Source organism: Amycolatopsis sp. SID8362, assembly GCF_010550475.1.
GTDB classification, from domain to species: Bacteria; Actinomycetota; Actinomycetes; order Mycobacteriales; family Pseudonocardiaceae; genus Amycolatopsis; species Amycolatopsis eburnea.
Genome location: NZ_JAAGNB010001827.1, coordinates 1 through 9260, shown reverse-complemented (window position 1 = coordinate 9260; position 9260 = coordinate 1). Strand labels below are relative to the sequence as shown.

Below are 9260 nucleotides of genomic sequence, written 5' to 3'. Positions count from 1 at the left end.
GACCTCGAAGTCGCAGGCGAGCCGCGGGAGCTGGACCCGGCGGTCGGCACCGCGCTCGTCCGCGCGGTGCAGGAAGCGCTGGCCAACACCCGCAAGCACGCGGCGCACGCCGCAGTCGACGTCAAGCTGGACTACGCCGCCGGGTCGGTGCGGCTCACGGTGGCCGACCGGCAGGGCAGGCGCCCGCCGGACGCGGCCGCGGCAGGCTACGGTTTGCGCGGGATGGGCGAACGGGTCGCGCTGCTCGACGGGCACGTCGAGAGCGGGCCGGGGGAGGACGGATGGCGGATTCACCTGACGGTGCCGGCGTGACCCTGCGCGTCGTGCTGGCCGACGACCAGGCCGTGGTCCGGGAAGGCCTGGTGACGCTGCTCGGGCTGCTGCCCGGCGTCGAGGTGGTCGGCGCCGCCGCCGACGGGCTCGCCGCGCTCGACCTGGTCGCGGAGCACCACCCCGACGTCGTGCTGGTGGACCTGCGGATGCCGCGCTGCGACGGCGTCGAGACCACCGAGCGCGTCCGCGCCGAGCACCCCGGCACCGAAGTCGTCGTGCTGACCACCTACGCCGACGACGAATCGCTGCTGGCCGCGTTGCGCGCCGGAGCACGCGGGTTCCTCACCAAGGACGCCGACGCCGAGGCCATCGCCAGGGCGCTGCGCTCGGCCGCCGCCGGGCAGTCCACAGTGGACGGCGAGCTGCAGCGGCGCCTGGTCGAGGCCGCCACCCGCGGTGCGCCCCGGCGCGTCAAGGAAGTCGAAGGCCTGACCGCGCGCGAGCTCGAGGTGCTGCGGCTGATCGCGGCGGGCCTGTCGAACACCGAGATCGCGCGCACCCTGGTGGTGAGCGAGGCGACCGTGAAGACCCACGTGAACCACTTGTTCGCCAAGGCGGGCCTGCGCGATCGCGCGCAGGCCGTCGCCTTCGCCTACCGGGCCGGCATCGCCGGCTGACTCATTTCGCGGGCGGGATGTTCGCGTTGTGGTGGAACACGTTGCGCGGGTCGTACTGCGCCTTGATCCGGGCCAGGCGGGCGTACTTCGCGGCGCCGTACGACGTCCGGACGCGGTCCTCTTCGTACTCGTTCATGAAGTTGACGTAACCGGCCGAGTTGGACGCGTGCGGCACCAGCGCCGCCCAGAACTCGCGCACCCAGGCGCGGTCCGCCGCGTAGGGCTCCGGCTCGGGCGCGATCGCGGCGATGTTCACGGCCAGGCTCTTGCGCCGGGCGCCGCCGAAGGCCGTCGCGTCGTCGTCGGGCTCGGTGAACGCGCCGTGCATCGAGAAGACCGGCATGATCGACATCGGCGAGGTCTTCCGCGGCAGGAACTCCGTGATCACGTCGATGACCTCGTCGGTGAAGCCGTCGGCGAAGGCGGCCTTCTCGTAGCCGAGGATGCCCCACGGCGCGGCGTCGTCGATCAGCTTCTGCAGTTCCACGTACGGGATCGGCGAGACGAACTCGAACAGCGGCGCCGGTCCCGACCGCGCCCCGCGGATCGCCTCGGCGTGGTGGTCCGCCCCCTCGAACCCGGCGATCAGCAGCGCGTAGCCGGGCTGGAAGTGGTGGGCCTCGGGCACGAACGGCGCGGGCGGCGCGTTGAGCCCGGCCAGGAGCACACCCATTTCGCCGGGCAGCGTCTCGAGCACGTCGCGGGCCTGGCGCAGCGCGGCGGGGCCGTCTTCGAGCCCCCAGAAGAACATCGCCAGGTGGACGATCGGGCCCACCGGGTGCAGCCGGAACTCGAACTCGGTGACCACGCCGAAGTTGCCGCCGCCCCCGCGCAGCGCCCAGAACAGGTCGGGGTTTTCGTCGGCGGAGGCACGCAGGATCTGCCCGTCGGCGGTCACGACCTCGGCCGAGAGCAGGTTGTCGCAGGAGAGGCCGTGCTTGCCGGTGAGCCAGCCGAAGCCGCCGCCGAGGGTGAGGCCGCCGACGCCGGTGTGGCTGACCGTGCCGCCCGGCACCGCGAGCGCGTGTTCCTGGGTGGCGGCGTCGAGCTGCGCCCACGTCGCGCCCCCACCGACGCGGGCGGTGCGGCCCACCGGGTCGACGCTGATCGCCTGGAGGGAGCTCAGGTCGATGCACAGCCCGCCGTCCACGACGGCGGCGCCGCCGAAGTTGTGCCCGCCGCCGCGCACCGAGAGGTCGAGTGCCGCTTCGCGCGCGTACGCGAGCGCTTCCGCCACGTCCGCGGCCCCGGCGGGCCGCACCACGACCGCCGGCCGGCGGTCGATCTCGCCGTTCCAGACCGAACGGGCGGCGTCGTAGCCGGGTGCGCCGGCGGTGAGCACTGTGCCGGACAGCCGGGCGCGCAAGCTCTCCAGGGTGGGTTCGGCGGTCGAGGTCATGACGGCTCCTCTCGTGGGTGCCCATGAGTCGCCCGGCCTGCGATGATCGTTACATTGAGTGGCCGTCGGCACGCGGGAGCAAACGCTGCGTGAACCCCGCTTCGGCCAGCCGGCCGGACGCCCGCGCGACACCGGCCGGGACGTGCTGCGGGATCGCGAACCCGCGCTCGGCGTACTCGGTGATCCGCTGGGTTTCGCCGACGAGCATGCCGATCACTCGGTCGATGTCCTCCTCACCGGTGATGTGGTCTTCGAACGAGGCCGCCTTCGACGCACACACGACGTCGACGCCGGGCCAGAGCCGTTTCGCGGTCGCGTAGGCGCGGCGCTGCTGGTACGGCCGCGTCACCAGCGTCACCGACCGGATCTCCCGCCCGGCCAGCAGCCGGCGGGTGAACGCGATGTTGTCGCCGGTGTTGCGCGCTTCCGGCTCGACCAGGATCACGTCGTCCGGGACGCCGAGGTCCAGCGCGATTTCGCGGTAGTGCACCGCTTCGCCGCGCGGGAAGCGGTCCACCGTCGTCGGCGCGTTCGCCCCGGTGAACACGACCAGCGGGAACCGCCCGGCGTGGTACAGCTCCGCCGTGTGGACGGCGACGCCGGGGTCCCGGCTGCCGAGGCCGACGCCGACGTCGGAGCGCCGCGGCTCGTGCCGCAGGTCGTGGTACTCCCACAGCGTCCGGACGTCGGCGCTGAGGTGCTTCGGCAGCATCAGCCGAACGCGGCTCGCAGCGCGGGCTTGCCGCCCGTCACCGGGAGCGTCACCGACGTCCGCGTCAGGTCGAGCGCCAGCCCCGCGCCCGGCTTGGGCCGCAGCGTGTAGTCGTGGTCGCTGGAGGCGAGCAGGAACTCGAGCCGGTGGCCGGCGGCGAGTACGTAGTCCTTCGGCATCAGCTCAACGCCGATCCGGTAGGTCTGCCCGGGCGTGACCGGCTCGGTGCGGGCCGGGGACGTGCGGTTCTGCGGGTCGGTCCAGCCGCGGCTGATCACGTGCGACGTGCCGTCGGGCGCGCGGTCGAGCAGGATCGCCGAGACGTTCGCCGCGGGCCGGTCGAAGGCCAGCGCCAGGTCGGCGCGCGCGGTGCCGGAAAGCCGTACGGACTGCTTCGCCGCCGGAGTCGCGTAGAGCAGGCGGTTCCCGGACGAAGCCAGGCCGGCCAGCTGCTCGACGGTCTTCGACGAGTCGTCGGCGAGGGTTTCGACGGCCGCCTTGCCCGGCACCGGGGTGCGCGTGTCGATGGCGCCCTTGGACCGGCCGCCGGGCCACGGGTAGACGCGGACGTCGGCGGTGCCCGGCGCCGGCCAGTCGGCCTCGTCGGTCCACGAGAGGTCTTCGCGCTGGATGGTCGCCTTCGGCTCGTTCTGGATGCCGTTGTCGACGCCGTAGAGGTAGTGCGACATCCACTTGTTGAGCGTCGCGAGCCAGACGTCGCGGCGCAGCGAGTACGGGTCGGCGTGCCCGGACTGGTGCAGCCAGATCTTGTGCTCGACCCCGTGCGCCTTGAGCGCGTCGTACCACTCGGCGACCTGGTCGGTCTTGACGTTCCAGTCGTTGAGGCCGTGCACCGCCAGCACGGACGCGTGCACCTTCGCGACGTCGTTGCGGTAGTTGCGGACGTCCCAGAACGGCGTGTAGTCGCCGGTCACGCGGTCTTGGTCGCGGGTCAGGCCGTCGATCACCGACCGGCAGGCCTGGCGGTCGGCGCGGGTGTAGACGTACTCGGCGAGCACGTCGGCGTCCTCGCCCTGGTAACCGCCGGCCGCCACGACGGCGCCGTCGTTGCGGTAGTACTGGTACCAGCTGGAGATCGCGGCGATGGGGACGATCGTCTCCAGGCCTTCGACGCCGGTGCTCGCGACGGCGTTGGGCAGCGTCCCGTTGTAGGACACGCCCATCATGCCGGTCTTGCCCGTCGTCCAGTCCGCCTTCGCCGCGGCGCCGTTCGCGTCCTTCGCGGTGGCTCGGCCGTTGAGCCAGTCGACGACCGAGCGGGCGCCGATCGTCTCGTTGACGTCGCCGGTGGTCGGGCAGCCGGTCGAGAGGCCGCTGCCGAGCGATTCGCCGTAGACGACGGCGAAGCCGCGCGCGGTGAAGTAGTCCTGGTAGCGCCAGGTGATCGGGGCGGCCGGGCCGACGCCGTGCGCGGCGACGCGCGGGCCTTCCGGGCCGCGGGCGTACCCCGGCGCGTAGAGCTCGACGTCGACGTCGTGGTTGGCGACGTCGTTGCCACCGGCGTAGTACGGGCTCGCCTGGTACACGACGGGGACCTTGAGACCTTGCTGGGTCGCGCGCGGGCGGACGACCTGGGCGTGCACGAGGTCGTCGGCGCCGTCGTGGTCGCTGTCGACGGGCGCGGTCACCCAGACGTCTTCGCGGACGACGTCGGCCGGGTCGAACACCGGTTGCGCCTGGCCGCCGGAGAACACCGGGGCGGGCGGGCCCGCGGCTTCCGCGGTGACCGCGGTCAGCGGCAGTGCGAGGACGGCGGCGAGCACGACTGCGGCTTTCACTCAAACCCCCAAGCCGGGCGAAGCGGACGAGTTCCGAGACTTCCGTCCCGGCCTCGGAGGTGTCAAGAGACTAACGTCGGAGGCATGCCGACCGTGGAAGCGCCGATCGCCGCCGTGACCGTCTACCCGCAGCAGGCCCGGATCACCCGCCGGGGCAACGCGCCGCTCGACGGCGGGCCCCACCTGACGTTCGCGGGCCTGCCCCTGGCCCTCGACCCGGCGTCGGTGCGCGTCACCGGCACGGGCCCGGCGCTGATCACCGGGGTGGACGTGCGGACCGACCGGCACGCCTCCCCGGCCGACGCGGCGTTGCGCGCCCTCGTCGAGCAGCGGCGCGCGGACCAGGCCACGCTCGACGGCGTCGTGGACGACGAAGCGGCCGAAGCGATGAAGGTGGATCTGCTGACTTCGCTGGCGAAGCGGAGTGGAGGCAGCTTCGCGAAGGCGCTGGCCGCGGGGACCGCGGAACCCACGCGGGTGGGCGAGGTGACGGACGCGCTGAGTGCGCGGCTGGCTTCGGCGTTGAAGTCCCGGCGGGTGCTCTCGGACCGGATCACCCGGCTGCGCGAGGACCTCGCGGCGCTGGACCGGCGGATCGAGGCGCACAGCGCGCGGTCCGAAGAGGACAGCACTTCGGTGGTGGTGGAGCTGGAGATCGCGGACCCGTCCGGATCGGCGGAGCTGGAACTGTCCTATGTGGTCCCCGGGGCGAGCTGGGCGCCCGGGTACGACATCCGGGTGCGCGGGACCGACGTCACGGTGGTGTCGTACGGGCTGGTCAGCCAGCACACGGGTGAGGACTGGCCCGAGTGCGAGCTGGCGCTGTCGACGGCGCGACCGGCGGTTTCGGTGGTGGTGCCGGAGCTTTCGCCGTGGTTCCTGGACCGGGTGCACCCGGTGCCGGCGGCCCCGGCGGCGGCTTACGGCGGTGCGGGCGGCGGGATTCCGGAGGGTGCGCGGAGCCGGGGTTTCGCCGCGTTGGCCGCGGCTCCGATGGCGCCGAAGCTGGCGTCGGTCGAGCAGGGCACGACGGCGGTGACGTACCGGCCTTCGCGTCCGGTGGCGGTGCCGTCGGGGGCTCAGGGGCATCGCACGACGTTGGCTTCGCTTTCGCTCACGGCCGTTTTGGGGTACGTGACGGCGCCGGTGCTGGCCGAGGAGGCTTATCTGCGGGCGGTCGTGGTCAATTCTTCGGAGCACGCTCTGCTGCCCGGGCGCGCTTCGGTGTTCCACGAGGCGGAGTTCGTGGGGACGACTTCGCTGGAGGCTTGGGCTCCCGGGGAGGAGCTGGAGCTGGCTTTGGGGGTCGACGACCGGATCCGGGTGGAGCGGGAACTCGTGCGGCGTTCCGCGTCGAAGGCGGCTTTGTCGGGACAGAAGCGGCGGGAGGCGGAGTACCGGATTTCGGTGGGGAATTACGGTCCCCGGCCGGCTTCGGTGACTGTTTTGGATCAGGCGCCGGTTTCGCGGGATGACGGGATCACGGTGAAGGACGTGAAGACTTCGCCGGATCCGGTGGAGACTTCGGAGCTGGGTGAGTTCACGTGGAAGCTGGAGCTGGGGGCCGGGGAGACGGGGGAAGTGCGGCTTTCTTACCGGGTGGATGTGGCGAAGGGCGTGGAGTTGTCGGGGTGGCGGGAGTGAATTCCGCTCAGGCACCGGCCGCGGGGCCGGACCGCTCGTCGGACGGCGGCTGGTCGAGGTTCTGTTCCCGCTTCTTCTGCTCCGTCTTCAGCCGGTAGACCTCCTCGGCGAAATCCCCGAGCGCCTTCTCCTGCGCCTCCTTGTCGGAGCCGTAGTGCTTGTACCGGCCGATACCCAGGTCGAACGCTTCCCATTCGGACTCGATCGCGTCCGCGGTCTGCTGCAGGTAGGCCCCGCGCTCGCGGTACTTGAAGGCGGCGATGAACCCGCTGGCGATGCCGACCAGGAAGCTCGTCACCATGGTGCCCCACTTCGCCAGGGGCGAGATCAGCGAGATCCCGGCGATCGCCGTCGTGGCCAGTGAACCGATGATGAGGACACCTTGCAGGGCGTTCTGGATCCGCCGGTAGCGCTTGTTCTCCGCGCGGAACCGGTCGACGTCGGAGAAGGCTTCGGCTTTGTACGCGAGACGGCGCTGCTTGAGAGTCAGCTCGCCCTCGCTGACCGACAGCTTGCGTTTGTCGCGCAGCAGGGTCAGTTCCAGGTCCAGGTCGGACTCGAGCTTGCGGTCACCGAAAAGCCCTGTGCCGTTGTAGGTGGCGGGCCCGCCGGGCCGGAACTTGAGGTGGCACCCCTTGAGCAGCAGCGCCAGTCCGGCGAGCCCCACCACGGCCGTGATCTGGGAGTTCTCGGACCGGATGTCGAACCGGGAGAACCCGCTGACGATCCACAGCGTGACCAGCAGGAGCGGGCCCGCGACGAGGTGGATGTTCCCCCACCGCTTCCGGCGCCGGGCCACGAAGAGCTGGTACTCCAGCCCCCTGATCTCGTGATCCAGGTGGATCAGCTTCACGGCGGCGTCCGGTGCGGAGACCACTTCTCCCCCTGAGTCTCGTGGCTGGCGGCGACCCAGCATAACGAGACAAGCGGGTCCGGCCGACCCGCCACGGATCGGCCGGACCCCGCGACTCCGGCGTCAGCCCTGCGCGATGTACGCCTGCAGCTGTTCCTGGCTCTGCTCCAGCTGTTCCATCCGGTTCTTCACCACGTCCCCGATGGACACGATCCCCGCCAGCTGCCCGTCGACCACCACCGGGACGTGGCGGATGCGGCGCTCGGTCATCAGCACCGACAGCTGGTCCACCGAGTCCTCCGGACCGCAGCTCGCCACCAGCTTCGTCATGATCTCCGAGACCGGGCCCTCCAGCAGGGCCGGGCCTCGCTCGTTCAGCCGGCGGACGACGTCGCGTTCCGAGACGATGCCCGCGATCGAGCCGTCGGGGGCGACGACGACCATCGCGCCCACGTTGTGTTCGGCCAGTCCGGTCAGCAGTGTGGTCACCGTGGTGTCCGGGGTGACCGTCGCGACCGCCGTCCCCTTCGTGCGCAGCAGATCCGCAATCCGCATGGCGATCCTTCCCGTCGGTGAGCTGGATCACCACAGGGTAGGTCTCCCCGGCACCGTGCGAAAGTCCGGCAAACGGGGCGTGTTCGTGGTATTCGAACCGATTCAGCCGAGGCGTTCGGCCAGGCCGTCCAGTGCCGAGCGGATGCCGGCCGCGTAGTCGTCGTCGCCGAGGGCGTCGAGGCGGCCGCGGGCCAGTGCCAGCTGTTCGCGGGCGGCCGCCAGGTCACCCAGCTTGCGGTAGTCCTCGCCCAGGTTGAGGTGCAGCGACGGGTAGAACCCGCGCACGGCCAGGGACGCGTGGTACTCCTGGGCGCGCGAATCCGTCAGGGAATCCGCCGCCGCCAGCGCGCGCAGGTCCCACTCGAGCTCTTCGGCCGGGTCGTCGCAGACGTCGGCCATGTGGTGGGCGAGTGCGACGCGGTGCAGCGGGTCGCCGTCCGGGCCGATCGAGTCCCACAACGCTCGAAAGGTCTCGTACGCGCCGGCTCGGTCGCCTCCGATGTGCTGCCGCAGGCCGGCGTCGATCGCCGCCATCACGTCGTCGGTCATGCCGCTCCCCCGTCCGCCAGCGCCCGCAGCCGGGCCAGTCCCGGCTCGATCCGCTCGGCCGCGACCGCACCGTAACCGAACACCAGCCCGTGCCGCCGCGCCCCCACCCCGAAGTCCCCCAACGAGTACAGCCGGACGCCGTGCCGCCGGGCCGCGCGGACCAGCGGGCCGCAGTCCGACGAAGCCACCGCGCTCAGGTGCAGGCCCGCCGACGACGGCAACGGGGTCAGGAAGTCCGCGAACGAGGCCAGCGACCGGGTCAGCAGCTCGTGCCGCTCGCGGTAGACCTTCCGCATCCGCCGGACGTGCCGGGCGAAGCCGCCTTCGGCCATGAACGCCGCCAGTGCCGCCTGCTCGACGTTCGGCGCGTGCCAGTCGGTCAGGTAGCGGGCCTTGACCAAGGCGGGCACGAGCGACGGCGGCGCGATGAGGAAACCCAGCCGCAGCGCGGGCGAAAGGACCTTCGAGAACGAGCCGACGTAGACGACCCGGCCCCGGGAATCGAGGCTGTGCAACGGTTCCAGCGGCCGCCCGGTGTAGCGGAACTCGGTGTCGTAGTCGTCCTCGACGAGCACCGCGTCGTTCCGCTCGGCCCAGTCGAGGAGCTCGAGCCGGCGCTCCAGCGACATCGACAGCCCCAGCGGGTACTGGTGCGACGGCGTCACGTACACCAGCCGCGTCCCGGCCGGGATCGCGCGCACGACGATGCCGGACGCGTCCACCGGCACCGGCGCGACCCGGACGCCGCGGGCGGCGAGCACCAGCCGCGGCGGCGGGTAGCCGGGGTCCTCGACGGCGG

Annotated in this window: 10 protein-coding genes; 3 read left to right on the top strand and 7 right to left on the bottom strand. The window is 71.9% G+C overall.

Going from position 1 to position 9260, the window contains the following annotated elements:
- Positions 1-312: sensor histidine kinase (locus G3I65_RS55670; protein ID WP_375336795.1), on the top strand; the 312-nt coding region annotated here is incomplete at its 5' end.
- A complete protein-coding gene (locus G3I65_RS55665; RefSeq protein ID WP_160704673.1) occupies positions 309-950 on the top strand; it encodes a response regulator transcription factor in 642 nt (213 codons plus the stop codon). The genes G3I65_RS55670 and G3I65_RS55665, both read left to right, overlap by 4 nt.
- Before the next feature lies 1 nt (position 951).
- Here the strand turns inward: G3I65_RS55665 and G3I65_RS55660 are convergent, their stop codons facing one another.
- Genes G3I65_RS55660 through G3I65_RS55650 form a run of 3 tightly spaced genes read right to left on the bottom strand, consistent with a single transcriptional unit; the run spans position 952 to position 4860 of the window.
- Complete coding sequence (locus tag G3I65_RS55660) at positions 952-2349, bottom strand: FAD-binding oxidoreductase (protein ID WP_160704669.1); 1398 nt, start codon at positions 2347-2349, stop codon at positions 952-954.
- Positions 2350-2398: 49 nt separating this feature from the next.
- Positions 2399-3061 (bottom strand): YdcF family protein, encoded by a 663-nt coding sequence (locus G3I65_RS55655; RefSeq protein WP_160704667.1) that lies wholly within the window; start codon positions 3059-3061, stop codon positions 2399-2401.
- Complete coding sequence (locus G3I65_RS55650) at positions 3061-4860, bottom strand: Xaa-Pro dipeptidyl-peptidase (RefSeq protein ID WP_160704665.1); 1800 nt, start codon at positions 4858-4860, stop codon at positions 3061-3063. The genes G3I65_RS55655 and G3I65_RS55650 overlap by 1 nt, the downstream gene beginning before the upstream one ends.
- An 84-nt stretch (positions 4861-4944) precedes the next feature.
- On the opposite strand from G3I65_RS55650, the gene G3I65_RS55645 reads away from it, so the two are divergent.
- On the top strand, positions 4945-6504 hold the full coding sequence (locus tag G3I65_RS55645; RefSeq protein ID WP_160704663.1) for a DUF4139 domain-containing protein: 1560 nt from the start codon (positions 4945-4947) through the stop codon (positions 6502-6504).
- A gap of 7 nt (positions 6505-6511) precedes the next feature.
- On the opposite strand, the gene G3I65_RS56830 is transcribed toward G3I65_RS55645, so the two are convergent.
- The 4 genes from G3I65_RS56830 to G3I65_RS55625 all read right to left on the bottom strand — a co-directional run.
- Positions 6512-7381, bottom strand: coding sequence for an SLATT domain-containing protein (locus G3I65_RS56830; RefSeq protein WP_309236123.1), 870 nt, complete (start codon positions 7379-7381; stop codon positions 6512-6514).
- 99 nt (positions 7382-7480) lie between these two features.
- Complete coding sequence (locus tag G3I65_RS55635) at positions 7481-7912, bottom strand: CBS domain-containing protein (protein WP_160704661.1); 432 nt, start codon at positions 7910-7912, stop codon at positions 7481-7483.
- 102 nt (positions 7913-8014) lie between these two features.
- Entirely contained in the window at positions 8015-8461 is a 447-nt protein-coding gene (locus G3I65_RS55630) for a hypothetical protein (protein WP_160704659.1), read from the bottom strand.
- A partial coding sequence (locus G3I65_RS55625; RefSeq protein ID WP_160704657.1) for a PLP-dependent aminotransferase family protein occupies positions 8458-9260 on the bottom strand: 803 nt, incomplete at its 5' end. The genes G3I65_RS55630 and G3I65_RS55625, both read right to left, overlap by 4 nt.

Coding starts and splice junctions, on each gene's coding strand:
- G3I65_RS55630 (WP_160704659.1), bottom strand. CDS start 8,461: ATGACCGACGACGTGATGGCGGCGATCGACGCCGGCCTGCGGCAGCAC.
- G3I65_RS55660 (WP_160704669.1), bottom strand. CDS start 2,349: ATGACCTCGACCGCCGAACCCACCCTGGAGAGCTTGCGCGCCCGGCTG.
- G3I65_RS55655 (WP_160704667.1), bottom strand. CDS start 3,061: ATGCTGCCGAAGCACCTCAGCGCCGACGTCCGGACGCTGTGGGAGTAC.
- G3I65_RS55635 (WP_160704661.1), bottom strand. CDS start 7,912: ATGCGGATTGCGGATCTGCTGCGCACGAAGGGGACGGCGGTCGCGACG.
- G3I65_RS55645 (WP_160704663.1), top strand. CDS start 4,945: ATGCCGACCGTGGAAGCGCCGATCGCCGCCGTGACCGTCTACCCGCAG.